The organism is Streptomyces sp. NPDC048337, assembly GCF_043201175.1.
Lineage (GTDB): Bacteria > Actinomycetota > Actinomycetes > Streptomycetales > Streptomycetaceae > Streptomyces.
This window is the reverse complement of the sequence record NZ_JBICYR010000002.1, coordinates 498,721-521,402: the sequence shown is the minus strand read 5'-3', so window position 1 is coordinate 521,402 and position 22,682 is coordinate 498,721. Positions and strand designations below refer to the sequence as shown.

22 protein-coding genes are annotated in these 22,682 nt (G+C 74.9%); 12 read left to right on the top strand and 10 right to left on the bottom strand.

Features of this window, described 5'->3' with window-relative positions:
• A complete protein-coding gene (locus ACGFYU_RS05410; RefSeq protein ID WP_393825902.1) occupies positions 1 to 2,844 on the top strand; it encodes a poly(A) polymerase in 2,844 nt (947 codons plus the stop codon).
• On the opposite strand, the gene ACGFYU_RS05405 is transcribed toward ACGFYU_RS05410, so the two are convergent.
• A complete protein-coding gene (locus tag ACGFYU_RS05405; RefSeq protein ID WP_393825993.1) occupies positions 2,818 to 3,735 on the bottom strand; it encodes an NADP-dependent oxidoreductase in 918 nt (305 codons plus the stop codon). The two genes, ACGFYU_RS05410 and ACGFYU_RS05405, sit on opposite strands and share 27 nt — an antisense overlap.
• Positions 3,736 to 4,153: 418 nt before the next feature.
• Here ACGFYU_RS05405 and ACGFYU_RS05400 point away from each other — a divergent pair, with 418 nt between their 5' ends.
• Positions 4,154 to 4,795 (top strand): HAD-IA family hydrolase, encoded by a 642-nt coding sequence (locus ACGFYU_RS05400; RefSeq protein WP_393825901.1) that lies wholly within the window; start codon positions 4,154 to 4,156, stop codon positions 4,793 to 4,795.
• Here the strand turns inward: ACGFYU_RS05400 and ACGFYU_RS05395 are convergent.
• Entirely contained in the window at positions 4,782 to 5,390 is a 609-nt protein-coding gene (locus ACGFYU_RS05395) for a nucleoside/nucleotide kinase family protein (RefSeq protein WP_393825992.1), read from the bottom strand. The genes ACGFYU_RS05400 and ACGFYU_RS05395 overlap by 14 nt on opposite strands.
• A gap of 105 nt (positions 5,391 to 5,495) precedes the next feature.
• Here ACGFYU_RS05395 and ACGFYU_RS05390 point away from each other — a divergent pair, with 105 nt between their 5' ends.
• The 3 genes from ACGFYU_RS05390 to ACGFYU_RS05380 all read left to right on the top strand — a co-directional run bounded on the left by ACGFYU_RS05390 (position 5,496) and on the right by ACGFYU_RS05380 (position 8,778).
• Positions 5,496 to 6,902: an FAD-dependent oxidoreductase gene (locus tag ACGFYU_RS05390; RefSeq protein WP_393825900.1), complete on the top strand. Its 1,407-nt coding sequence runs from the start codon at positions 5,496 to 5,498 to the stop codon at positions 6,900 to 6,902.
• A 37-nt stretch (positions 6,903 to 6,939) separates the two neighbouring features.
• Positions 6,940 to 7,761: a PP2C family protein-serine/threonine phosphatase gene (locus ACGFYU_RS05385; RefSeq protein WP_393825899.1), complete on the top strand. Its 822-nt coding sequence runs from the start codon at positions 6,940 to 6,942 to the stop codon at positions 7,759 to 7,761.
• 63 nt (positions 7,762 to 7,824) lie between these two features.
• Positions 7,825 to 8,778 (top strand): MASE1 domain-containing protein, encoded by a 954-nt coding sequence (locus ACGFYU_RS05380; RefSeq protein WP_393825991.1) that lies wholly within the window; start codon positions 7,825 to 7,827, stop codon positions 8,776 to 8,778.
• Positions 8,779 to 8,799: 21 nt separating this feature from the next.
• Here ACGFYU_RS05380 and ACGFYU_RS05375 read toward each other — a convergent pair whose 3' ends face one another.
• Both ACGFYU_RS05375 and ACGFYU_RS05370 read right to left on the bottom strand, forming a co-directional pair.
• Entirely contained in the window at positions 8,800 to 9,570 is a 771-nt protein-coding gene (locus ACGFYU_RS05375; RefSeq protein WP_393825898.1) for a peptidoglycan-binding protein, read from the bottom strand.
• A gap of 339 nt (positions 9,571 to 9,909) precedes the next feature.
• The gene (locus ACGFYU_RS05370) at positions 9,910 to 11,241 is read right to left on the bottom strand and encodes an MFS transporter (RefSeq protein WP_393825897.1); all 1,332 of its coding nucleotides are present in this window, start codon (positions 11,239 to 11,241) and stop codon (positions 9,910 to 9,912) included.
• 233 nt (positions 11,242 to 11,474) lie between these two features.
• Between ACGFYU_RS05370 and ACGFYU_RS05365 the strand changes: the two genes are divergently transcribed.
• The gene (locus ACGFYU_RS05365) at positions 11,475 to 11,918 is read left to right on the top strand and encodes a hypothetical protein (RefSeq protein ID WP_393825896.1); all 444 of its coding nucleotides are present in this window, start codon (positions 11,475 to 11,477) and stop codon (positions 11,916 to 11,918) included.
• A 16-nt stretch (positions 11,919 to 11,934) separates the two neighbouring features.
• Here ACGFYU_RS05365 and ACGFYU_RS05360 read toward each other — a convergent pair whose 3' ends face one another.
• On the bottom strand, positions 11,935 to 12,216 hold the full coding sequence (locus tag ACGFYU_RS05360; RefSeq protein WP_393825895.1) for a hypothetical protein: 282 nt from the start codon (positions 12,214 to 12,216) through the stop codon (positions 11,935 to 11,937).
• Positions 12,217 to 12,307: 91 nt separating this feature from the next.
• Between ACGFYU_RS05360 and ACGFYU_RS05355 the strand changes: the two genes are divergently transcribed.
• Both ACGFYU_RS05355 and ACGFYU_RS05350 read left to right on the top strand, forming a co-directional pair.
• A complete protein-coding gene (locus tag ACGFYU_RS05355; protein WP_393825894.1) occupies positions 12,308 to 12,763 on the top strand; it encodes a hypothetical protein in 456 nt (151 codons plus the stop codon).
• A gap of 132 nt (positions 12,764 to 12,895) precedes the next feature.
• Positions 12,896 to 13,678, top strand: a complete 783-nt coding sequence (locus tag ACGFYU_RS05350) for a GNAT family N-acetyltransferase (RefSeq protein WP_393825893.1) — start codon at positions 12,896 to 12,898, stop codon at positions 13,676 to 13,678.
• Here the strand turns inward: ACGFYU_RS05350 and ACGFYU_RS05345 are convergent.
• Together ACGFYU_RS05345 and ACGFYU_RS05340 are read right to left on the bottom strand one after the other, a co-directional pair.
• Positions 13,665 to 14,135: a GNAT family N-acetyltransferase gene (locus tag ACGFYU_RS05345; protein ID WP_393825892.1), complete on the bottom strand. Its 471-nt coding sequence runs from the start codon at positions 14,133 to 14,135 to the stop codon at positions 13,665 to 13,667. The genes ACGFYU_RS05350 and ACGFYU_RS05345 overlap by 14 nt on opposite strands.
• Positions 14,136 to 14,178: 43 nt before the next feature.
• Positions 14,179 to 15,153: a helix-turn-helix transcriptional regulator gene (locus ACGFYU_RS05340; RefSeq protein ID WP_393825891.1), complete on the bottom strand. Its 975-nt coding sequence runs from the start codon at positions 15,151 to 15,153 to the stop codon at positions 14,179 to 14,181.
• Positions 15,154 to 15,255: 102 nt separating this feature from the next.
• On the opposite strand from ACGFYU_RS05340, the gene ACGFYU_RS05335 reads away from it, so the two are divergent.
• Positions 15,256 to 15,675 carry a DUF3224 domain-containing protein gene (locus tag ACGFYU_RS05335; RefSeq protein ID WP_393825890.1) on the top strand — a complete coding sequence of 140 codons (420 nt, stop codon included), beginning with the start codon at positions 15,256 to 15,258 and terminating at the stop codon, positions 15,673 to 15,675.
• On the opposite strand, the gene ACGFYU_RS05330 is transcribed toward ACGFYU_RS05335, so the two are convergent.
• Positions 15,672 to 17,624: a heavy metal translocating P-type ATPase gene (locus ACGFYU_RS05330; protein ID WP_393825889.1), complete on the bottom strand. Its 1,953-nt coding sequence runs from the start codon at positions 17,622 to 17,624 to the stop codon at positions 15,672 to 15,674. The genes ACGFYU_RS05335 and ACGFYU_RS05330 overlap by 4 nt on opposite strands.
• Positions 17,625 to 17,696: 72 nt before the next feature.
• Between ACGFYU_RS05330 and ACGFYU_RS05325 the strand changes: the two genes are divergently transcribed.
• A complete protein-coding gene (locus tag ACGFYU_RS05325) occupies positions 17,697 to 18,011 on the top strand; it encodes an ArsR/SmtB family transcription factor (RefSeq protein WP_393825888.1) in 315 nt (104 codons plus the stop codon).
• Between the two features lie 22 nt (positions 18,012 to 18,033).
• Here ACGFYU_RS05325 and ACGFYU_RS05320 read toward each other — a convergent pair whose 3' ends face one another.
• A complete protein-coding gene (locus tag ACGFYU_RS05320; RefSeq protein ID WP_393825887.1) occupies positions 18,034 to 20,766 on the bottom strand; it encodes a DNRLRE domain-containing protein in 2,733 nt (910 codons plus the stop codon).
• A 210-nt stretch (positions 20,767 to 20,976) separates the two neighbouring features.
• Here ACGFYU_RS05320 and ACGFYU_RS05315 point away from each other — a divergent pair, with 210 nt between their 5' ends.
• Both ACGFYU_RS05315 and ACGFYU_RS05310 read left to right on the top strand, forming a co-directional pair.
• Positions 20,977 to 21,279 (top strand): hypothetical protein, encoded by a 303-nt coding sequence (locus ACGFYU_RS05315; RefSeq protein ID WP_393825886.1) that lies wholly within the window; start codon positions 20,977 to 20,979, stop codon positions 21,277 to 21,279.
• A gap of 153 nt (positions 21,280 to 21,432) precedes the next feature.
• On the top strand, positions 21,433 to 21,891 hold the full coding sequence (locus ACGFYU_RS05310) for a Crp/Fnr family transcriptional regulator (RefSeq protein ID WP_393825885.1): 459 nt from the start codon (positions 21,433 to 21,435) through the stop codon (positions 21,889 to 21,891).
• 83 nt (positions 21,892 to 21,974) lie between these two features.
• On the opposite strand, the gene ACGFYU_RS05305 is transcribed toward ACGFYU_RS05310, so the two are convergent.
• Positions 21,975 to 22,598 (bottom strand): isochorismatase family protein, encoded by a 624-nt coding sequence (locus ACGFYU_RS05305; protein WP_393825884.1) that lies wholly within the window; start codon positions 22,596 to 22,598, stop codon positions 21,975 to 21,977.
• Positions 22,599 to 22,682 lie beyond the last annotated feature (84 nt).

The following is a 22,682-nucleotide window of genomic DNA, read 5'->3' as shown; positions in this document are numbered from 1 at the left end:
ATGCGTACCAGTGAGGAGCTCTACCACCAGGTCCGCTGGGACCCCCGCTTCGATCCGGCGCGGTTCGTGCTCGGGCTGCTCCAGCGCGGGGCCGCCCCGAAGCGGGTCCCGCTGCCCTCCTTCGTGCCCGGCGGGGACATTCCCTGGCACCGGGTGCTGTTCGTCGAGGCGGACGGCGAGCTGGTGTGGGACCGGGCCACGGGGGTGGACCGGATCGACGTCACCGGGGCGGGGCGGGTCCGCGAACCGCGCCTGCTGCGGGCGCCGTTCTTCACCGCCCGGACCCCGCACGCGTGGGATCCGGCAGGCGGCGGATCCTGGCGTCCGGCGCCGACACCCGGGCCCGCCGGGGCCGGGGCACCGGCCACGGTACGGCTGCTGACGTGGAACACGCTCTGGGACCGCTACGACGCCCCGCGGATCGCCACCGCCCGGCGCAGGCCGCTCCTGCTGGCCGATCTCGCGGGCGCCGACGCCGATGTGATCGCGCTCCAGGAGGTCGAGCCCGCGCTGCTGGCCATGCTGCTGGAAGCGCCGTGGGTCCGGGCCCGGTACACGGTCGCCGCGGATCCGGCCGGCCGGGACGTAGCCGAGTGCGGGCTGCTGGTGCTGAGCCGGCTGCCGGTGCGGGAGGCCGGGCTGCACCGGCTCGGCCCGCACAAGGCGGTCGCCGCGGTGACGGTGGACACCGCGGCCGGGCCCCTGGTCGTCGCCGCCACCCACCTGACGAGCGATCACACCGAGGACGGTGAGGTTCGCCGGCAGGCCGAACTGGCGGGGCTCGCCGAGCGGTTGGGCGGGATCGAGGCCGGGGTGGCGCTGCTGGGCGACTTCAACGACGGCCGGTCCGGGGCCGAGGGGCCCGCCGGCGCCCTGGGCATGCGGGACGCCTGGAGCGAGGTACACGGGCCCGCGGACGATACGCCCACCTTCGATCCGGGGGCCAATCCGCTGGCCGCGGTGGGCTCACTGTCGGGGCGGGCCGCGCGGCTGGACCGGATCCTGCTGTCGCCTTCCCGGGCGCGGGTGACGGAGGCGGCGCTGCGCGGGAACACCCCGGGCCCGGAAGGGCTGTTCATCTCCGACCACTACGGGGTGGAGGCGACGCTGGACTGCGGGGCGGAAGGCGGCAGGCCGCCCGCGCGGCTCGACGCGGCGGCGACGGCACGTACGGCGGTTGCCTGGCTGCCGCCACAACTCCCGGAGCCAGTCGGCGAGTTGCGTCGGGAGCACGACCCGGCGGCCGACCGCTGGCCCCCGCACGTGAACCTGCTGTTCGGCTTCGTCCCCGAGTCCTCCTTCGAGGCGGCCGTGCCGCTGCTGGCCGAAGTGGCCTCGGAGACGGCGGCGTTCACCGCACGGATGGAGGGGGTGCACAGCTTCGGCCTGCGTGAGGACGCCACCCTGTGGCTGGATCCGGCGGCGGCCGGCGACGCACCGTGGCAGGAGTTGCGGCGGGCACTGACCCGGCGGTTCCCGGGGTGCCCGGTGCGCGCCGAGGGCTACACCCCGCACCTGACGCTGGGGCGCAGCCGGGATCCGCAGCGGGCGGCCCGGGAGTTCGCGGCCCGGCTCGGCGGCGGAGTGTCCGCGCGGGTCGGGGAACTGGCCGTGCTCTCGCGGCGCGGGGACGGCCCGATGCGGCCGCGGGCGGTCGTGGAACTGGGCACGGGCCGGGTGCGGTGGCTGCCGGAACCCGCGCCCCGGGGCGGGGTCGAGCCGCCGGGCGCGGCGGCGTCCGTCACGGCGCGGATCGCCGGGGCACTGGCCGACGGCGTGGTGCACGGGGTCGGATCCCGCCGCATGGGCTGCGCGCTGCCGGGGGCGGACCTCGACCTGGTGGCGGCGCTGCCGGGCGCGGCCGGTATCGCCGGGGTACGGGACCGGGTGGCGGCCGCGCTGCCCGACGCGGTGGGCATGCGCGAGGTGACGGGCGCGCGGGTGCCGGGGCTGCGGTTCCGGGTGGCCGGACTGGAAGTGGACCTGGTGGTCGTCGCCACCGGCGCGCTGGACCCGGCGCGGGCGGTGGCGCGGCGGGCGGAGCTGGGCGATGCGGCCGCCGTCGCCTTGAGCGCGGTGAGCGACGCGGAAGCCGTACGGGGCCACGTGGGCGCGGAGCTCGCCGCCTTCGCCCGTCTGGCGCGGGAGGTCAAGGCCTGGGCCCGGGCCCGGGGTCTGGACTCGGCGCCTTTCGGCGGGCTGCCGGGGCTGGCCTGGGCGGTGCTCGCCGCGCGGACCGTGCGCGGGGCCGCCGACCTCTCCCCCGCCGCCCTGCGCCTGGAGTTCTTCGGGACCTGGGCGGCCTGGGACTGGCGGGACCCGGTCGGCCTGACCCCCGCGGCTCCGGGGCCGGACCCGGTGACCGTCCTCACCCCCTCCGAGCCGGTCCGCAGCTGCACGGCCCAGGTGGGCCCCGGGATGCGCGATCTGCTCGGGCGGGAGCTGTACCGGGCTTGGGAGCTGCTGGACGCGGACCCCGAGGGCTTCGGCGCCGCCCTGGCCGCGCCACCGCCGCACCGCCGGCACGCGGCCTGGGCGGTGGTGACCGTACGGGCGCCCGGGGAGGGGGAGTTGGAGGAGGTCCGGGGCCGGGTGCGGGGCCGGCTGCGGGCGTTGCTCGGCGCCCTGGAGGAGGCGGGCGTGTCGGACGCGCATGCCTGGCCGCGCCCCTTCGACACCGCCCCGACCCGGGTCCGGTATGCGATCGGTCTCGGCGCCACCCCGCCGGACGCGGCCCGTCTCGCCGCCCTGTCCGCGCCGTGGTCGCGCGGTCTGGCGGGCGTCGAGGTCACCTGGGCGGCCTGTGGCGAGGTCCCGTCAGAGCTCGATGACGATCTTTCCTGAGGCGTGCCCGCCCTGGCTCAGTTCGAAGGCCGCCGCCAGCTCGGCCAGCGGAAAGGTCCGGGCGAGCGGCACCTTCAGCTGCCCGGCGTCGGCGAGCCGGCCCAGTGCGGCGAGGTCGCTGCCGTCCGGGCGGACCCACATCATCTCCCCGCCCGATCCGAGCACGGTGGGGTCGGCGATCGAGGCGTGCCGGCCGTCGTCGTGGAGCACGGCGCGGGTGACGTCGAGGACACCGCCGACGAAGTCCGCGACCACGGTCGCGCCGTCGGGGGCGAGGGCGAGCACCCGCTCGGCGAGGCCGTCCCCGTACGCGACGGGCTCGGCGCCGAGCTCCCGCAGCCGGTCGTGGTTGCGCGGCGAGGCGGTGCCGATGACGCGCGCCCCGAGCGCGCGGGCGATCTGCACGCCGAGGGAGCCGACGCCGCCGGCCGCGCCGTGGATCAGCACCGTGTCGTCCTTGCCGGTGCCGAGGCGGGTGAGCAGCTGGTAGGCGGTGAGCCCGGCGAGCGGCAGCCCGGCGGCCTCGGCCCAGCCGAGGGAGGCGGGCTTGTGCGCGAGGGCCCGTACGGGCACGGTGACGAACTCGGCGAACGTACCGCCCCGGATGTAGTCCTTGCGGGCGTAGGCCATGACCTCGTCGCCCTCGGAGTACTCGGGAACGTCGAGGCCGACCCGCTCGACGGTGCCGGACACGTCCCAGCCGGGGACCACCGGGAAGAAGACGTCCATCAGGCCGTCGAGCTTGCCCGCCATGACCGTCCAGTCGACGGGATTCACCGCGGCGCACTTGACCCGGACGAGGACCTCGCCGGGTCCGAACTTCGGCACCGGCAGCCGCGTCTCGGAGAGCACCTCCGTCCCGCCGTACGTCTCGTACGCCATCGCCCGCATGGTGGCCTCGGCCATGTTCCCGACCTCTCCGTGAGCTGGTGGACCCGCCCCCGAGCCCATCCCACCACGCGGGCCGCGCCCGTCCCGAGAAGCGTGGCGGTCGGGGAACGTCCGGCTCACCGGCTGGGTGGAGGACCTGCTGCCCGGCGGGGCTGGGGCGCGCCGGACGGGTACTGCGTGGGCCGGTGGCTCAAGGAGGGCGGAGTCAACGGGCAGACAGGACCGATGGTCTGCCCGCACATCAACCCCTCGCGCGCTACCACACGCACGTTCGACCAGATCATCACGCCCGAGGCGCCGGTGGTCGGCGCGCAGCTCTCGCGATTCGGCGTCTGACCTCCGGCCCGCGGAAGGGGCCCTGGTCCAGGCGGTCACGCCCGGACCAGGGCCCCTCGCCCGGCGATGACATGATCAGGCCATGATCAGCGAACCGAAGCGGTATGTCCTGTTCGACGTCGACGGCACCTTGATCGACGCCGTCGACAACCAGCGCCGGGTCTGGCACACATGGGCGGAGCGCCACGGCCTGGATCCCGACGAGGTCTACGGCGTGGCCCTGCGGACCAGGCCGGTCGAGACCTTCGCGCAGGTCGCCCCGGGCCGGGACCCGCTGGAGTGCCTGGCCGCACTGCACGAGCTGGAGGACGAGGACGTCCGGTCCGGTGTCTACGGGGCCTTCGGCGGCGCCGCGGAACTGCTCGCCGCCCTTCCCCCGGGCGCCTGGGCCCTGGTGACGTCGAACTACGAGCACCGGGTGCGCGGCCGCTTCGCCCGCACCGGTCTCCCGGTCCCCGAGGTCCTGGTGGACGCGGCCGCGGTCGAGGAGGGCAAGCCGTCGCCCGCGCCCTACCTGCAGGCCGCGGCGCGACTCGGCGCCGATCCGCGGGACTGCCTGGTGATCGAGGACGCCCCGTCCGGCGTGCAGGCCGGGCTCCGTGCCGGGATGACGGTGTGGGGGGTCAACGCGCCGGTCCCGGTGGACGGCGTGCACCGCCACTTCACGACCCTGCGCGAAGCGGTCCCCGAGATCCTCGACGCCCTCGCCCTCACCAGCCGATGACCAGGTCCGCCCGATCGCGGCCGGGGGCGATCAGGCGGGCGTTGGACTCGTCCGAGCGGGCCACCCAGGCACGGGCGTGCGCGGGGGCCTTGCCGTGGCGTACGTGGCGGTCGACCAGGCTGCGGATCCGCAGGGTGTCGTCGGGGGCGAGGTACCACGCCTCGTCGAGCAGGGGCCGCACCCGCGCCCACTCCCCCGCGTCGTGGAGCAGGTAGTTCCCCTCGGTGATCACCAGGGGTACGGCGGGCCCGACGGGGATGCTCCCCGCGATCGGCTCCTCGATCGAGCGGTCGAAGGCCGGTGCGTAGACCGTGCCGTCGCCCGGTTCGCGCAGCCGGCGCAGCAGGGCCGTGTAGCCGGCCGCGTCGAAGGTGTCCGGGGCGCCCTTGCGGTCGGCCCGGCCCAGCCGTGCCAGTTCGGCCTGGGCGAGGTGGAACCCGTCCATCGGCACCACCGCCGCCAGCTCCGGCCCCAGCGCCTCGGCCAGCCGCCCGGCCAGCGTCGACTTCCCCGCCCCGGGCGGGCCGGCGATCCCCAGGAGCCGCCGTCCGTCCCGGCCGGCCAGCGCGCGGGCCCGGGCCTCCAGTTCCGTCATGTCCACCGCCCCATCCTGCCCCCTGGGGGGCTGCCTGCCCGTAACGGAGCGGCCGTAGGGTGCTGACGGGAAGTCTCATTCGAGGCTCCGGAGAAGGGGATGCACATGCAGCACGTCGCGGTCCTTGGCGGAAGTATCGCGGGCCTCGCCGCTGTTCGGGCTTTACGGAGCTTCGGGGTCAGGGTCACCCTCGTCGAGCCCGACGACCTGGGCGGCGGCCAGGGGGACGGCCGCAAGGGGGTGCCGCAGAGCGGTCAGCTGCACGCGCTGCTCGACATGGGGCGTACGCAGGCGGAGCGCTGGTTCCCCGGTCTGACGGACGAGTTGGTGGGCCACGGGGCGGTGCTGGGCTCCGGGAGCGAGATCCAGCTGTTCGCGGGGGGCACGCGCAAGGTCGCCGTCCCCGGCAACGAGCTCATCGGGACCACGCGCCGCCTCCTGGAGCAACGCGTCCGCCGCCGAACCCTCGCCGACGAGCACGTCACGGTGGTCCGGGCCCGGGCCTGCGGCCTCCGATTCGAGGGCGGGCGCGTGACCGGCGTACTCCACCAAGGGGCCGACGGCGGGCCGGAGTCCTGCCTGCCGGTCGACGCCGTCGTCGACGCCATGGGCCGCTCCAGCCGTCTGACCTCCTGGCTGCGGGACGGCGGCTGGCCCGAGCCGCCCGTCGACCGCATGCGGATCGACCTCGGCTACGCCACCGGACTCTTCCGCCGCGGCCCGGAACTCCCCGGCGTACGCGTCGCCCACCAACTCCCGGTCGCCGTCGGCACCCTGGACCGGCAGCCGGACACCGGCGCCATGGCCGCCGTGGAAGGCGACCGCTGGATGGTGGTCATCGCCGCCTACGCCGACCGGCGCCTCACCCGCGACCGGGACGCCTTCCTGCGCCGCATGTGCGAGATGGAGGCCGAACCCTTCGGCGTGGTCGCCCGCCGGTGCGAGCTGCTGGGCGAGGTCGAGACGTACACGATGGCGCACTCCATGCGGCGCAACTGGTCCCGGACGGAGCGGCTGCCCGGCGGCCTGTTCGTCGTCGGGGACGCCGTCGCCTCCTTCAACCCCGTCTACGGGCAGGGGATGACCTCTGCCTTCCTGCACGCCTCCTGTCTCGCCGCCTACCTGCGCAAGGGCTCCGACCTGACGGCACCGGCCGTCGGCTATTTCGAGCACGTACGGGTCGTCGTCGACGCGGCCTGGAAGGTCTCCACCCTCGCGGACCTCGCCCAGCCCCACGTCACCGGCCCCTACCCGCCCGGCTACCGGATCTCCAAGGCCCTCTCCGACCGGATGGGCGAGGCCTCCGTCACCGACGCCTGGGTCAACGAGCGCTTCCTCGACGTGGTCAACATGCGCCGCCACCCCGCCGCCCTGGAAACCCCGCACTTCTGGTGGCGCGTCGGCAAGGCACTGCTGGCCCGGCGCACGCCCGGTACGTACGGGGCCGCACGCGCCCGGCGGGCGGGGCCGGGCGGCCGCTGCCTGCGCGCACCGCGCCGACCGGAAATATGATGAGCACGGGCCTTTCGCTCAGCGGAAGGAGTGGCACATGAGCCCGCATCGTCAGCCGCGGGCCGCGAGCGCCGACCTCCTGTCCAGGCTGGGCCGGCTCACCGCCCTGGCTCGGGCCGGGGCGGAGATGCAGCAGGCCCGGGTGCAGCTGGCCGAGGTGCTGCAGCGCGAGATGCTGCCCGCCTCGCTGCCGGTCGTGCCGGGGCTGCGGACCGCGGCCCGGTACTCCCCCGCCCGGCACGGCCTGGACATCGGCGGCGACTGGTACGACGGCTTCCGGCTCCCCGACGGTGCGCTCGCCTTCTCCATCGGCGACGTGGAGGGGCACGATGTCGAGGCGGCCGCGTTCATGGGGCAGGTCCGGATCGGGCTGCGCGCGGTGGCGTCGGTCGTCGAGGACCCCGGCGAGGTGCTGAGCCGGACCAATGACGTCCTGCTCTCGACGGACGGCGACCTCTTCGCCACCTGCGTGCTGCTGCGCTTCGACCCCGAGACCTGGGAACTCGAGAGCGCCCGGGCCGGGCACGTCCCCTCCGTCTGGGCCACGGTGGACGGCGCGTACGGCATCTCCGACGACGAGGGCGGGCTGCCCCTGGGCATGCTGCCCGGGGCGGGCTATGCCGTGACCCGGCGCCGGCTGACGAAGGCGGGGGCGATCGTCCTGCTCACCGACGGGGTGGTCGAGGGGCCGAGGTTCCCGATCGAAGTGGGGCTGGAGCGGGTGGCCCGCGTCGTCAGGGAGGCGGCGGGCGCCGATCCCGAGGAGCTGGCCGCCGAGGTGATGAAGGTGGCCGATTCCACCGGCCACGCCGATGACGCCGCCGTGCTCGTGCTCCGCCACGACGCGGCCGGCCCCTGACGGCGCCCGCACCCGTAACGCGTGTCATGTTCCGCCGCGACGCGCGGGCTGTTGTCTGATGCTCTGGTGCGCACCGAGGAATGGCGACGGCTGTCCGGAACCCCCCTTTGGATCCTCGGCGTCTCCGTCGCCTACTACGTGACCGGGCGGATCGGTCTGCTCCAGCAGGTGGTCGTCGAGGGGGCGGCGGTCACCCCCCTGTGGCTGCCCACGGGCATCGCCCTGGCCTGCCTGCTCTGGGCGGGCCTGCGGATCTGGCCGGGGATCGCGCTGGGCACGTACTTCGTCATCGAGCGGATCAGCTCGTTCCACGTCGCCGACCTCGGGATCATGACGGGCAACACCCTGGCTCCGGTGTGCGCGTACCTGTTGCTCCGGCGGGTCGGGTTCCGCGTCGAGCTGGACCGGCTGCGCGACGGGGTGGCGCTGGTCTTCCTGGGCGGCCTGCTGCCCATGCTGATCAGCGCGTCCGTCGGAACCTGGGTGCTCGTCCTGGCCGGCGACATGGCCCCGGCGCGCTTCTGGCCCGTGTGGGCGGCGTGGTGGGCCGGGGACACCATGGGCGTGCTCGTGGTGACCCCGCTCCTGCTCGTGCTGCGCAGGGCCCGGCTGCCCCGCGAGACCTACCGCCTGGGCGAGGCGGCGGCTCTGGCGGTCACCGCCGTCGCCGTCGCCGTCGTGGCCACCCGGAGCTCCCTCTCCGTGCTCTTCCTCGTCTTCCCGCTGCTCATCTGGGCGGCGGTGCGCTTCCAGCTGGCCGGCAGCGCGCCGTGCGCCCTGCTCGTCTCCGTCCTGGCCAACTCGGCGGCGACGGAGCACGCCGGACCGTTCGCCCACCACACGCTCTTCGAGGTCATGGTCAACCTCCAGGCCCTCAACGGCGCCGCGGCCCTGACCGGACTGCTGCTGGCGGCGCTCGTCACCGAGCAGAACAACATCCGGCTGAAGATCGAACAGGTCTGCGAGGACCTGGCCGAGCTGGTGGACCAACTCGGCCCGCGGAAGCGGGAGGAGTGAGCCCGCGCACGGCCCCCGTGCTCAGCCGAACGCCGCCCGCGTGGCCGGGCCGTAGACACCTTTCGGGTCACCGGTGATGCCCCGGTCGCTCTGCAGTTGGGCCACACCGCGCCGGGTCTGTCCGTCGTACACGCCGTTGACGGTGACGTACGTGAACCCCTGACCGAAGAGGAGTTCCTGGAGCCGGCGCACCTCTGGCCCGCGGTCCCCCGGGCGCAGCGTCCCGCCCGCGGCCGCCGAGGGCTGCGCGGAGGTGGCACTCGGCGCGGGCGTCGGCTTGACGCTCTGGCTCACGGCCGGACCGGACGAGGCGGACGATCCCGGCGTGGGCGAACCCGTGGTGGCCCGCGCCGAGGGCGCACCGGTCGCGGACGCGTCGGGGCTGCGCGCCGGGAGTACGGGCAGGGACAGGTCGGGCCGCAGCGAGGCACGGGGCGGCGGCTGCGGATCGGGGCCGGCCAGCAGGAACACCAGCACCCCGGCCGCGGCGACCACCGTCAGGGTGATGACGACGGCAGGTCCGATCCCGCGCCCGCCACGACCCCTCACGTGACGACCGGCCTCGCCGGTCCCGGCACCGGGAGCAGCGGCCACGGGCCCGGCGGCAGCGCGGGCGGCCACGGGCGGAGGCTCGCGGTCCGGCACCGGCCCGGGGTAGGAGGCGGGCCCGCTCTGCGGCCAGGCGGGCCCGGTCGCCGTCGCGGGGGACGGCCCGCCCGAGGGCGGCGCGTACGGGCGTACGAACAGGCGGTCGTCGGGGACCATCCCGCTCTCATCGAAGTCGTGGGACATGTGTCTCCCCGGCTGGGACGGGGGCCGGCGCGGCGGTGCGGTGCCGGCCCCCACCCGGCCGGTCAGGCTCTGCGCCGCCGGGCGGGCGGGGCCGTCACCGCGCGTGCGGCGGCTCCGCCGGGAGCGCGGCCGGGCGCATCGCCGAGTGCGAGGGAACCGCCGGTCGTGGCCTGGGCGGGCCCCGGTTCGGGCAACGAGCGGACGGACATGCGCATCTGGGGTATCTCCGAAGTGCGGCTCAAGCGGTGGTTCTCGACCGGCGCACTCTTTCCCTCCGGGCAGGGCCGGGTCAAGCCGGATGTCCGATCTGCCCTCGTCCATCCGCTCTCTGCCCGCCGATCACTCGGGGTCACAGGGTCGGCCGGGCCGGCCGCGGACGGACGTGACCCACACCGTGACCGCCGCCAGGAGCATCAGGGCGCCTCCGCCGAGCGGGGCGGCGGGGACGGAGATGCCGTCGACCGCGAGGCCGCCGAACAGCGCGCCCGCGGCTATCGCCAGGTTGAACATGGCCACCATCAGCGAGGAGGCCGCCTCGGCGGCGGCCGGGGCCGCCTTGATCATCCAGCTCTGGACGGTCACCGAAACCCCTCCGTACACCAGCCCCCAGGCGAGCAGCAGGGCGGAACCGGCGACCGCTCCCGGCAGGACGGCGATCAGGCCGAGGATCACGGCCAGGCAGGTACTGACGGCGAGCAGCGTACGGTACGGATCGCGCGCCCCGGCCAGGAAGTTGCCCGCGACCCCGGCGACTCCGTAGCCGAGCAGCAGGGTGCTCACGTACGCGGCGTCGATGCCGGAGACGTCCTGCAGGATGGGCCGTACGAAGGTGTAGGCGGCGAACTGCCCGGTCACCACGAGGAAGGTGACGATCACTCCGGCACGCACGGCGCGGTTCTCGCGGAGCAGGGCGGGGAGTTCGGGGAAGGCGATGTGCCGGGTCGGCGGCAGCGGGGGCAGCAGGAGGAGCAGCGCGGTCAGGGTGAGCAGGCCGAGGGCGCCGACCGCGGCGAAGGCGCTGCGCCAGCCGCCGAGTTCGCCGAGCAGGGTGCCGGCGGGGACGCCGAGCACCGAGGCGGTCGGGACGCCGCCGAAGACGAGCGCGGTCGCCCGGCCGACGCGGCGCTCGGGGACGAGTCGTACGGCGAGCCCGCCGGCGATGGCCCAGAAGCCGCCGACGCTGACTCCGACGAGGAGGCGGGCGGCCAGGACGACGGCGAAGTTCGGCGCGAAGGCGGCGGCGAGGTTGGCGGCGGCCATCAGGGCGATGAGTACGCAGAGCACGAGCCGCCGGTCGAGGCGGGCGGCGCCGACGGTGACGAGCGGGGCGCAGAAGCCGGCGACCAGCCCGGGGGCGGTGACCATGAGCCCGGCGGTCCCGTCGGACACGCGGAGGTCGGCGCCTACGGGGGTGAGCAGGCCGACGGGCAGCAGCTCGGAGGTGATCAGGCAGAAGATCCCGAGCCCGACGGCGCAGACGGCCGCCCAGCCCTTCCAGGCGGGGCCGGGGCCCGCGGCGGAACCCGGCCCGCGCCCCGGGCCGGACCCGGAGACGGTTCCCGGTATGGAGCCGGGCTCACCGGGTTCGGGCGCGCGGCCGGGCCCGGTAACGGGGGTCGGCACGGGCTCCGGACCGGGCGCGGGGTTGCCGGGCGCGGCAGCTGCGGTCATGGATCGGTACTCCGTACGAGCGGATCGGCGGGCAGGGCGCGGCAGGACGCGGTGTCGGGGGTCGCGCCTCCCCCGGCGCCCGTACTGCCGTTCCCGCGACCCTGCCATACCGGCGGATCCAGGCCTACCCACTGTCCACACCCTGGCGGCGAATCGATTCCGCTCCGGCCCGCTTCACCCGGACGCGTGAGCCGGGGGACTGTGTCGGCCGGGCCGTGCGGCAAGGTGGTCGGATGCTGTTACGCCGGGCCGTGCCCCTCTCCCTCCTCGCGCTCCTCACGGGCGCCGGCTGTGTCTCGGTCGGCCCGCAGGATTCGGCTCCGGTTCCCGCTCCCGTACGGGGTTCCGTACCGTCCGTGGGCGCGCCTGACGTGCCCGAGCCGCTGCCCCTGGGGATGCTGCCGGGTGCCTCCGTGGCGGACGCCGCCGATCCGGGGGCGGAGCCCGACCGGAGGCCGTCCGTCGCGCGGCCCCCGGGCAAGGCCGCCCGGCCGCCCGCCGCCCGGCCGGCGAAACCGGCGGCGACGGCCCGCCGCCCGCGCGCGGCCAAGCCCGCCCCTCCCCACCCGCGCCGGAAACCGGCGCCGCCACCGGGTGTGGAGGAGCTGTGCGCGGCCGCGGAGGGCACGATCCCGCCGTCCATCGTGGACCTGTGCCTGCGCCAGTACGGCCACTGACCGCCCGCCGGGGCCCTCAGGGGCGGCCCCCGCAGGCGTAGCGGCAGCGGCGGGCCGTGTCGCGGCGGGCGGTCCGCAGTCGGCGCAGGGTGGTGTGGCCGCGCCGGCGCCACTCGCCCCGGGGCAGGGAGGCGCGCTGGCCGCCGCCCGCGATCAGGGCGTTGACCGGGGTCATCGGGTCGGTGGCCATGGCCTTGGCGAGCAGCACGCCGACCACGAGCGGGACCAGGGCCACGGCGAGGGCCGAACCGGCGGTGGTCACGTGCTGCATGCGGGGGCGGGGCGTCGCTGAGGTCATGCCGTCATTCCATCAGCGGCGGCGCGGCGGGGAATCGGGGCGGATACTCAGGCCGTTGGGCACGAGGTACTCAGACGGGCGGGGGTGGGTGATGCCGGTACCCGGGCAGGGCTTCGAGGCGGCGACCGGCGACGGCCCTGCCGGGCCGCCGGATGCGGGGCGGGCGGCGGAGCTGCGCACGGCGTACGAGGGGCTGTTGCAGATCCGCCGACTGGTCAACGGTCCGGCGGGGACGGCGGTTCCCGCGCCCTGGGAGGTACGGCAACTGCCCCGCGCGGTGGCCCTCGCCCTGGAGTCCTCGGGCATCCCGCCGTCGGCGGTGGACGCACAGGGCCTGCCCGCCCGGACGGGCTACCGCGTGAGCGCCGCCGCCGAGCCGGGGCGCGCGCAGGTGACCTGGGTCGGCCCCCGCGGCGGCGGCGCGGCCGAGGAGGAACAGGAGCGGCTGACGGCCTGCGCGGCCGCACTGGAACGCCTGGGCTGGGTATGCCTCCTCTACCGCGGCCCCCGCCACCGCCGCTTCCTGGAGGTGGAACCCCCTCACTGACCCCCGCTCCCCCAAAATCCGCTGGCCGGGCCACCCCCACCAGGGGAGACTCGCCCGATGGGCATATTGGGCACGCTGGCGGAGCGCATCGGCCGGGGCCAAACCGTAGAGTTCCGGCCGACCGGCGGATCCATGGCGCCATTGATCCACAACCGGCAGCTGGTCCGGGTCGCACCGGCCGACCCGACGCTGATCGAGGTCGGCGACATCGTCCTGGCTCGTGTATCCGGCACGGTGTACCTCCACCTGGTGTCCGCGGTCGACGGCTCCCGCCGGCGCGTCCAGATCAGCAACAACCGCGGCCACGTGAACGGCTGGACCGGCCGCGACCGGGTGGTCGGCATCTGCCTGGAGGTCGACGGCGTCCCCCGCCCCCGGGCCGCTCGCAAGGTCAGACGGCCCGCGATCCGGCCCGTCTCGCTCGCCGGGGCTCGGGTCGAGTTGGTTCCGTTGGAGCCGGGGCATGCCGGGGAGATGGCCGGGGTGTTGGGGGACCCGGCGTTGTACGGGTTCATCGGTGGGGTGCCGTTGGCGGCCGATGCGCTGCGGGCGCGGTACGAGCGGCTGGCGGGCGGGTCGCCCGATCCCGGGGTCGTGTGGGCCAATTGGGTGGTGCGGCTGCGCGGGTCGGGGCGGCTGATCGGCACCGTGCAGGCCACGATCACCCCGGAGCGGGACCTCGCCGAGCTGGCCTGGGTCATCGGGACCCCGTGGCAGGGCCACGGATTCGCCACTGAGGCCGCCCGGGTGATGGCCGGCTGGCTGGCCGAGGTCCCGATCGGCCGCCTGGTCGCGCACATCCACCCGGACCACGCCGCCTCGGCGGCGGTCGCCGCCGCCTGCGGGCTGCGGCCGACCCCGTACCGCCAGGACGGCGAGGTCCGTTGGGAGTCCGACGGCCTCAGCTCAGCGTGAGCAGGACGATCTCCACCTCTTCGCCGCGGGCCCGGGCGAACTCCCGGGTCCTGCCCGTGACCGAGAAGCCGCATTTCTCCAGGACGCGCACCGAGCCCGCGTTGTCGGCCGCCGCCCCGGCGTGCAGCGGCCGGGTCCCCTCCAGCCGGATCAGTTCCGCCAGCGCCCGGGTGGCGATGCCCCGTCCCCAGTGCTCGGGCCCGATCACGTACGTGACCTCGCGTTCCTCCGGCGGCCCGAACACGGCGGCGTGCCCGACCACGACCCCGTCCGCGAGCACCGTGCGCAGCGTCACCGCGGGATCGTTGCGCACCTTCGCCCAGTGGGCGTCGAAGTGCCCCCGGTCGTAGTGGTACTCCCTGGTCACCGCCGCCATCCGCTGGAGCCTGCGGTCGGTCAACTGCTCCCAGAAGACGGCCAGGTCGTCGTCCCGGGTCTCGCGCAGTTCGATCTCCACTCGCTGCTCCCCCTCACTCTCGTACGTCCTGTGCCGCCCCACCCTAGGACGGCCGTGACCGGTACCGCTCCGCGAGGGACGCGACCGTCTCCGCGAGGGCGGCGCGGAGTTCGGGCGGTCCGAGCACCTCGGCGTCCGTGCCCAGCCGGAGGAGGTCGCCGACCGCGACGGCCTCGGATTCGACCGGGAGGCGGAGCCGTACCCAGCCGTCCGCGTCGGCGGGGTCGGCTTCGGCGAGGGCCCGTGCGCCCGCGGCGCCGAACCGCATCGGCAGCAGCCGCTGTCCGCGGGGCGAGAGGCGCAACTCGGCGGTCTGCTGATGCAGGGCCGCGTCGAGCCGATCGGTGGACTCCCGCCAGTACGCGGCGAGTTCGAAATCGGCGGGCCGCTCGAAGCCGTCCTCCGCGACGTCCACCGCCAGGAACCGGGAGACGCGGTAGGTCCGCGGCGTCCCCTCGGTCCGGGCCACGAGGTACCAGATGCCGCCCTTGAGGACGAGGCCGAGCGGATGCAGCGTGCGGTGCACCTCGCCCCGCCATCGGCGGTAGTGGGTGTGCAGGACCCGCTGGTCCCAGACGGCCTGGGCGATCCGGGCGAGGTGCGGTACGGGGTCGGCGTCCCGGAACCAGGCGGGGGCGTCGAGGTGGAAGCGCTCCTGGATCCGCCGGGCCCGGTCGCCGAGCGCGGCGGGCAGCGCGGCCTGGAGCTTGAGCTGGGCGGCGGTCAGGTCGGCGCCGAGGCCGAGCTCCCGGGCCGGGCCGGGGGCGCCGGCGAGGAAGAGGGAGCCGGCCTGGGTGTCGGTGAGGCCGGTGAGGCGGGTGCGGTAGCCGTCCGCCAGCCGGTACCCGCCGGCGGGGCCGCGGTCGGCGAGGACGGGGACGCCGGAGGCGCCGAGGGCTTCGACGTCCCGGTAGACGGTACGGACGGACACCTCCAGCTCGTCGGCGAGCTCGGGCGCGGTCATCCGGCCGCGGTTCTGCAGCAGCAGGAGCAGGGAGAGGAGGCGGTCGGCGCGCATGACGCCCATTGTCGCCGTACCTGACAGAAGGTGTCAGGTACGGCTGCCAGCCTGGGTTCACGCCGGACGGAGGAGACCGTCCGGCCCGCCGAGAGGACGAGCATGCCCACGCCGACCACCCCCGCCGAGACCACCGGCCGCTTCACCTTCGCGGACTGGCAGGAGCACCCCGTCGGCTCCCCCGATTCCGCCCCGCGCCTCGCCCACGCCACCGTCACCAACGCCTTCTCCGGCGGGATCGAGGCAGCCGCGACCACCTGCTCGTACGTGATCGCCTACACGGGGGAGAACGTCGGCACCTACTCCGGCATGGAGTTGCTCTCCGGCAGCGTCGACGGCCGCAAGGGCACCTTCGTCCTGGAGGAGCGCGGCGGCTTCGACGCCACCGGCACCACCTGCCGCTTCGAGGTGGTCTCCGGCTCCGGGACCGGGGACCTGGCCGGGCTGACCGGCTCCGGCGGGTTCACCTACCACCACGGCGACACCTCCGTCGCGTACGTGTTCACGTACGCCCGCGCCTAGCGGGATCGGTCCGGGTGGCGCAGCAGCCGCAGGGCGTTGGCGACCACCACGAGGGTGGAGCCCTCGTGGACCAGGACGGCGGGCCCGATGCCCAGGCCGAGCGCGGTCGCCGGGACGAGGACGGCGACGATGCCGAGGCTGAGCCAGAGGTTCTGCCGGATGACGCGGCTCGCGCGGCGGCTGAGGCCGGTGATGAAGGGGAGCCGGCGCAGGTCGTCGGACATGAGGGCGATGTCCGCCGTCTCCAGGGCCACCGCCGAGCCGGCCGCGCCCATCGCCACGCCCACGGTGGCGCCCGCCATGGCCGGTGCGTCGTTCACGCCGTCGCCGATCATGGCGGTGCGGGCCGTCCGGCGCAGCCGGGTGACCTCGGCGACCTTGTCCTGCGGCATGAGGCCGCCGCGGACCTCGTCCATGCCGACCGCGCGGCCCACCGCGTCGGCGACGCGCTGGTCGTCGCCGGACAGCATCACCGTCCGGGCCACGCCGAGTTCGCGCAGGGCTGTGACGGTCTCGGCGGCTTCCGGCCGGGGGGCGTCCATCAGGCCCAGCGTGCCGAGCCAGCGGTCGCCGCGGCGGACGAGCATCGTGGTGCGGCCGGTGCGTGCGAGTTCCTCCGTACGGTCGCGCAGTCCGGCCGGTACGGGCGGTCCCGCGAGGGTGTCGGCGTAGGCGAGGCTGCCGATGTGGACCGGCTCGCCCTCGAACTCGGCGGTGACCCCGCGCCCGATGACGGCCCGCAGGGCGCCCGCCTCGGGCAGCGGTGCTCCGGTGACGAGTCCGGCCCCGTCCCGGACCACGGCCTGGGCGAGCGGGTGGTCGCTGAGGCGCTGCGCGGCGACCGCGGTACGGAGCAGCACCTGGCGGCCGGCCCCGTCGGCGGGCTCGATCTCGGTGAGCCGGGGGCGGCCTTCGGTGAGGGTGACCGTCTTGTCGAAGGCGATGGTGCGCAGCCGGCCGAACTCCTCCAGCGGCGCCCCGCCCTTGACCAGCACTCCCCCGCGGGCAGCGCCGCCGACGGCGCTCAGCACGGCGGCCGGGGTGGCGATGGCGAGGGCGCAGGGGCTGGCGGCGACGAGGACGGCCATGGCCCGGTAGAAGGTGTCGGTGAAGGGTTCGCCGGTCAGGGCGCCGACGGCCAGGAGCACGGCGACGAGCGCGAGCACGCCCGGTACGAAGACCTTCTGGAAGCGGTCGGTGAACCGCTGGGTCGGCGAGGTGCACTGCTCCGCGTCCTGGACGAGGCGGACCACCCGGGCGAGGGTGTTGTCCGCGGCCAGGCGGGTGACGACCACGTCCAGGGCTCCGGAGCCGTTGACGGTGCCCGCGTAGACGCGGCTGTCGGGGCCGGCCGCGCCGGGGTCGGCGAGCGCGGCGGTCCGGTCGGCGACGGGCACCTTGTCGGCGGGCACGCTCTCGCCGGTGATGGGCGACTGGTCGACGCTGCTGCTGCCCGCGGCGACGAAGCCGTCGGCCGGGACGCGCGTGTGCGGGCGGACCAGGACGGTGTCGCCGAGGGCCAGCTCCTCGACGGGCACCTCGGTGGGGGCGCCCGGCCCGCGCTGGACGAGGGCGGTGCGCGGGGCGAGGGCGCCGAGGGCCTCGATGGAGCGGCGGGCACGGCCCATGGCGTACTCCTCCAGGGCGTGGCCGAGGCTGAAGAGGACCAGGAGGACCGCGCCCTCCTCCCAGCGGCCGATGGCGGCGGCTCCGGCCGCGGCGACGAGCATGAGGAAGTCCACCTGGAAGCGGCCCCGGCGTACGGCCGCGAGGGCTTCGCGCAGGGTGAAGAACCCGCCGAATCCGTAGGCGCCGATGAAGAGGGCCCGGGTGGCGGGCCCGTCGTGGCCGGTCAGCTGGAGGATGAGGCCGGTGAGGTAGACGGCGAGCGCGAGCAGTGCGCTGACCGGCTCCGCGCGCGCTCCGATCTTCTTCATCACTGCATTCATGACATCAATATATCAAGACTTTGAAATATGTGAACCTGTGCACATCCTGATCTGCTGTTCTACGCTGCCGTCATGGAAGCCCACCCAGCCCACCCGCTCAGCGAGCCGGACGCCGCCGCGGTGGCCGAGGTCATGCAGGGCCTCGCCTCACCCGCGCGGATCCGCATCCTGGCCCGCCTGCTCCAGGCCCCCTGCTCGGTCGGCGAACTGGCCGAGTCCCTCGGCCTCGGCCAGCCCACGGTCTCCAACCACCTGCGACTGCTGCGCCACCTCGACCTCGTCACCGGCCGCCGCGACGGGCGCAGCGTGGTCTACGAACTCCACGACGCGCACGTCACGGCCCTGCTCCAGCAGGTGCTGGCGCACGTCCACCACGGCGAGGGGTAGGGCGCGCCCGGATCCCCCTCGGCTACGGCGCGCCGAAGGTCAGTGTCAGCCGCGGGGTGCCCTCGTTGGCCTGGGCCTCCGAGGACCAGAGCCACAGGGCGTCCGTACCCGCGCTGGTCAGGGCCAGGCCGTAGGGGCCGCCGAGCGCCGCGGCGACGGTCTGGGTGGTCAGCCCGGTGGTGTGCACCGCCGAGCCCTCCGGGATCCCCGCGAAACCGCCGAGCGCCGGACCGCCCAGTGCGGGGCGGTTGTTGTACGTCGTGCCGCCCTCGGTCCACGCTCCGGTGACCGGGACCACCGAGACGGTGTCCGTCGTTCCGGCGCCGCTCATGGTGTTCGTCTTGACGGCGAGCACGGCCGACTTCAACACCGTGCCCGCGGGCGCGGCGGGCAGGTCGAAGCGGAGGTAGCTCGCGTAGAACGAGCTGCCGCGCACGGCGAGCGATCCCGAGCTCCCGTAATTTCCGTCGGGCGCGCCCGCGTTGGCGTAGGTGTCCTCCGCGGCGGTCAGCTGGACCACCGCATCGGCCGGGGCGGTGGCGAGGGCGTGGTGGCGCTGCACCTGGGCCGCGCTCAGGGCGGTCGGGTAGACGGCCGTCTCGTCGAGCTGGCCCGCCCAGTACTCGCTGGTGGGGCGGTCGGGCCAGCCGCCGAGGCTGTCCCCGCCCGCGTGCCAGTAGCCCGCGAAGTTCTCGTGCGTGGTGACGGCGAGGGTGCCCTTCTGGACGCCGTCCACGTAGAGGGTCATCCCGCCGGGGCCCTGGGTGGCGACGGCGTGGTGCCACCGGTTGTCGTTGTAGGAGCCGGTGGTGGTGATGGTGCGGGTGGCGCCGGTGTAGACCCCGTAGACCAGCCGCCCGTCATTGGTCATGTAGAGGTGCTTGTCGTACTGGTTGCTGCCGCGTGCCTGGTTGCTGCCGAAGCCGAAGAGCTTGCCGCCCCGGGTGGTGTTCGTCCTGAACCAGGTCTCGATGGTGTAGGCGCTGCCCACCGTCTGCCGCTGGTCCCCGTACACCTTCGTGTCGGTGCCGTTGAAGCCGATCGCCGTGCTGCCGCCGGAGACGGCGCCGGGGGTCTGGCGCAGGGCGGGGGCGTTCAGGTGCACGCCGCTGCGGTTGCCGCCGTCGGAGGAGTCGGCGACGAAGGGCAGGGCGGACTCGTCGTAGCGCCAGTACTGCTGGGCTCCGTCGGCGCGGACCTGGTTCGGGTAGGCGTCCGCCGAGGTCGGGACCGTGACGCTCGCCGTCCCCGACAGGGCGCTGGTGTTGCCCGCCGCGTCGGTCGCGGTCACCCGGTAGGTGTACGTCTGGCCGGGCGTGACGGTGGTGTCGGTCCAGGAGGCCTGGGGGCGCCGGAAGAACAGCGAGTCGGCGGTGACCGTGGCGATCGGCGTGGCCGCGCCGTTGCGGTAGATCCTGTAGGTCAGCGCGCTGTCGTCCAGGTCGAGGCTGGTGCGCCAGCGCACCTGGGCCTCGCCCGGCTTGAAGCTGACCGCGCTCGCGACGGGCACGGTGGGCGCGCCGGTGTCCCCGGTGGAGGCGAAGCGCGTCAGGCTCTGCTGCGCCGTGCCGTTGACGGTGGTGAACTCGCCGCCGACCCACAGGTATGGGACGCCGCCCTTGGAGCCGACCGTCATCACGCGCGGGCCGATGCCCTCCCCGATGCCGTCGTTGGTGTCGGGTGCCCAGCCCAGCTTGCCCGTGCTGGTGGTGGGCTGGGCGAGCAGGTGGTGGCGCTGGCCGTCGGGGAACTCGCCGACGCTGGAGCAGTCGTGCGCGTGCGAGGCGCTGTAGAGCACGTTCCGGTACGGGAGTACGGCCTGGGTGGCGCCCAGGCAGGTGTCGCGCCAGCGCTGGCCCAGGTCGCCGAGGTCGAGCGCGATGCGGCCGTCGAAGACCCCGCCGCCGGTGCCCTCGTTGGCGGTGTAGAAGCCGGTCGCGTCGGTCGCGATGTCCTTGACCACGGAGTTGGTCTCGATGAAGCCGGGGTACGCCTTGGTGAGGGCGCCGCTGGTGGCGTTCACGACGGCCAGCGCGTGGGTGTTCGTACCGTTGACGGTGAAGAAGTCGCCGCCCAGCACCACGTTGTTGCCGTCCGGGGTGACCTCGACGGCCCGCCCCGGCTCGTCGGCGTCGGCGGTGAAGGGCCGCAGCGCCCCGTCGGCCGCGGCGACCGCGGCGAAGCGCTCGCGCGGCTGCCCGGCGACGGTGAGGAAGTCGCCGCCCGCGTAGACGGTGTCGGCGGTGACCGCGAGGGCGCGGACCGTGGCGGCGAAGGCCGGACGGAAGGAGGCCTTGACCGTGCAGCTCGCCACGTCGATGGCGGCCAGGCTGGAGACCGGGGTGCCGTTGACGGCGCCGAAGTAGCCGCCGGCGTAGAGGGTCTTCTTGTCCGGCGAGAGGGTCAGCGCGCGGACGGTGGCCGTGCCCGAGCCGACGGTGAAGGACAGGGAACAGGAGGTCGGGGCGCCGGTCGCGGCGTCGAGCGCCGCGAAGTTCACGGCGGGCCGCTCGCTGCCGGCGCCGCCCGCGGGCGGGCGTACGGCGGAGAAGGTGCCGCCGACGAAGACCTGGCCGCCCGCCTCGGCGAGGGCCCAGACGACTCCGTCGGGCTGCCAGGTCGGCAGGGCGTCGGCGGTGAACGCGACGGGCGGGGTGATGGCCGCCGCCGGTGCGACGAGGCCGAGGCCGATGCCCGCGCCGGTGCCGACCAGGGACAGGGCGAGAGCGGCGGCCGCCCCTCGGGATCTACGCATGAACCCCCCAGTTCGATGTGCGGTGTGGCCGTACGGCCGCACCCTAGAGTGAATCAAGGCGCCGTTCACGCCACTTGACGCATCGGATGCCAAATCGCACCGGGGCCGTCCGTGTACACAGGGTCACCCTGGCGAAACCGCCCCGCGCGGAGCCGGGCCCCTCTACCGTGCCGTGAGGTGATGGGCACGCGCACCGGAGGGGTGGGGCTGATGGACGACGAAGAGGACATGCGGCTGGCGAGGATGACGCCGGAGATCTCCCGCCGCACCCTCACCATGCTGCGCGGTCTCGCGGGCCTGGAGCCGCCCGAACAGGTGCCCGAGGACGCCATGGTCGTCGCCGACGCGATCCTGGCCGACCACGGCACCGACGGGCTCCGCGTGCTGGTGATGACCCTCGCCGCCTGGGCCACGGCCCAGATCGAGAACGTCGCCGAGCTGAGCGGGCGCAGCCACGAGGCGGTGCTGGACGCGATGGAGCTGGCCTGCCTGGAGGCCAATGCCGAGGAATAGGCGACGCGGGGCGTGGAGGGGGACGGTCCGGTCGGTGCTGGGCCGGATCGGGCCGATCCGGAAGAAGCCCCGCCCGACCCGGCCGGGATCCGGCGGCCGTCGGCGACACTGGGGATAGCAGTCGCGTCGTGGGGGGTCCGATCGGAGGCCGTCGTGAGCACACCTTCCCCCGTACGAATCGCTGCCATGCTGTCCACCGAGCACCGGGGGCGGCTGATGTCCCAGGCCCGCGAGGTCAATTTCCCCGAGGGTGCCCGCATCTTCGACGAAGGCACCAAGGCGGAGTCCTTCTGGATCGTGCGCTCCGGCACGGTGACCCTCGAGATCCCCGTGCCCGGCCGCCGGCCCGCGCCGGTGGAGAACCTCGGTCCCGGTGAGCTGGTGGGCTGGTCGTGGCTGTTCCCGCCCTTCGTGTGGCAGCTGGGCGCCGAGGCGATGACACCCGTACGTGCGTACGAGTTCGACGGCGCGGGCGTACGGATGCTCATGGACGCCGATCCCGCCTTCGGATCGGCGATCGGGCACTGGGTGGGCAGGGTCCTCGCCCTGCGGCTCCAGCAGACCCGCACCCGGCTCCTGGAGCTGTACGCCCCGCGCGCTGCGGCGGGCTAGCCCGCCGGTCCCGGCGATCCCGGCGGGGGCGCGGCCGGGGTTCCGGCCGCGCCCCCTCCTGGCTGCCCCCGCGCCCACCCCCGTCAGGCGCGCAGGCCGTCCACGGTCGGGACCACGAGGCCGAACACGTCGGTGATGGTGGTCAGGGCCGCGGTCTGGAGGGCGGACGCGGGCAGGGCCTTGCCGTCCGGGGCGGGCAGGGAGCGGGTGGCGGTGGCCTCGGCGACGACCGTGGGCCGGTAGCCGCGGTAGAAGGCCCCCTCCGCCGTGAACGTGATGCACATGTGCGTCATGAAACCGGCCAGCACGAGGTCCTTCCCGCTGCCCGGTGCGGCGCCCAGGTCGGCGAGGGTCTTCTCCAGCTCGGTGCCGTGGAAGGCGTTGGGGACCTGCTTGACCACGACCGGTTCTCCGTCGATCGGCGCGACCTCGTCGCTGATCGAGCCGATGTGGGCGCGGATGTCGTACGGGGTGTTCTCGCCGCCGTCGTTGATCACGTGGATCACCGGGGTGCCCGCCGCGCGAGCGCGCTCCAGCAGGCGGGCGCCGGCCGCGAGGGCCTCCTCGGCACCTTCCAGGGCCATGACGCCGGTGCGGTAGGTGTTCTGGAAGTCGATCAGGATCAGGACGGAGTCGCCGAGCCGGGGCGGCTCGTTGTCCAGGCCGCTGACGTCGCGCAGGGTCCTGGACGCGGTGTTCTTGCTCATCGGATGCCTCTCATCAGGGAAAAGGGCAGGGCGAAGCAGTCCGCCTCGCTCCGTGCCAGGGGAAACGGGTGGTGGGTGGGGCAG

Coding starts and splice junctions, on each gene's coding strand:
- ACGFYU_RS05410 (WP_393825902.1), top strand. CDS start 1: ATGCGTACCAGTGAGGAGCTCTACCACCAGGTCCGCTGGGACCCCCGC.
- ACGFYU_RS05405 (WP_393825993.1), bottom strand. CDS start 3,735: ATGCGGGCGATGGCGTACGAGACGTACGGCGGGACGGAGGTGCTCTCC.
- ACGFYU_RS05400 (WP_393825901.1), top strand. CDS start 4,154: ATGATCAGCGAACCGAAGCGGTATGTCCTGTTCGACGTCGACGGCACC.
- ACGFYU_RS05395 (WP_393825992.1), bottom strand. CDS start 5,390: ATGACGGAACTGGAGGCCCGGGCCCGCGCGCTGGCCGGCCGGGACGGA.
- ACGFYU_RS05390 (WP_393825900.1), top strand. CDS start 5,496: ATGCAGCACGTCGCGGTCCTTGGCGGAAGTATCGCGGGCCTCGCCGCT.
- ACGFYU_RS05385 (WP_393825899.1), top strand. CDS start 6,940: ATGAGCCCGCATCGTCAGCCGCGGGCCGCGAGCGCCGACCTCCTGTCC.
- ACGFYU_RS05375 (WP_393825898.1), bottom strand. CDS start 9,570: ATGTCCCACGACTTCGATGAGAGCGGGATGGTCCCCGACGACCGCCTG.
- ACGFYU_RS05370 (WP_393825897.1), bottom strand. CDS start 11,241: ATGACCGCAGCTGCCGCGCCCGGCAACCCCGCGCCCGGTCCGGAGCCC.
- ACGFYU_RS05365 (WP_393825896.1), top strand. CDS start 11,475: ATGCTGTTACGCCGGGCCGTGCCCCTCTCCCTCCTCGCGCTCCTCACG.
- ACGFYU_RS05360 (WP_393825895.1), bottom strand. CDS start 12,216: ATGACCTCAGCGACGCCCCGCCCCCGCATGCAGCACGTGACCACCGCC.
- ACGFYU_RS05355 (WP_393825894.1), top strand. CDS start 12,308: ATGCCGGTACCCGGGCAGGGCTTCGAGGCGGCGACCGGCGACGGCCCT.
- ACGFYU_RS05350 (WP_393825893.1), top strand. CDS start 12,896: ATGGCGCCATTGATCCACAACCGGCAGCTGGTCCGGGTCGCACCGGCC.
- ACGFYU_RS05340 (WP_393825891.1), bottom strand. CDS start 15,153: ATGCGCGCCGACCGCCTCCTCTCCCTGCTCCTGCTGCTGCAGAACCGC.
- ACGFYU_RS05335 (WP_393825890.1), top strand. CDS start 15,256: ATGCCCACGCCGACCACCCCCGCCGAGACCACCGGCCGCTTCACCTTC.
- ACGFYU_RS05330 (WP_393825889.1), bottom strand. CDS start 17,624: ATGAATGCAGTGATGAAGAAGATCGGAGCGCGCGCGGAGCCGGTCAGC.
- ACGFYU_RS05325 (WP_393825888.1), top strand. CDS start 17,697: ATGGAAGCCCACCCAGCCCACCCGCTCAGCGAGCCGGACGCCGCCGCG.
- ACGFYU_RS05320 (WP_393825887.1), bottom strand. CDS start 20,766: ATGCGTAGATCCCGAGGGGCGGCCGCCGCTCTCGCCCTGTCCCTGGTC.
- ACGFYU_RS05315 (WP_393825886.1), top strand. CDS start 20,977: ATGGACGACGAAGAGGACATGCGGCTGGCGAGGATGACGCCGGAGATC.
- ACGFYU_RS05305 (WP_393825884.1), bottom strand. CDS start 22,598: ATGAGCAAGAACACCGCGTCCAGGACCCTGCGCGACGTCAGCGGCCTG.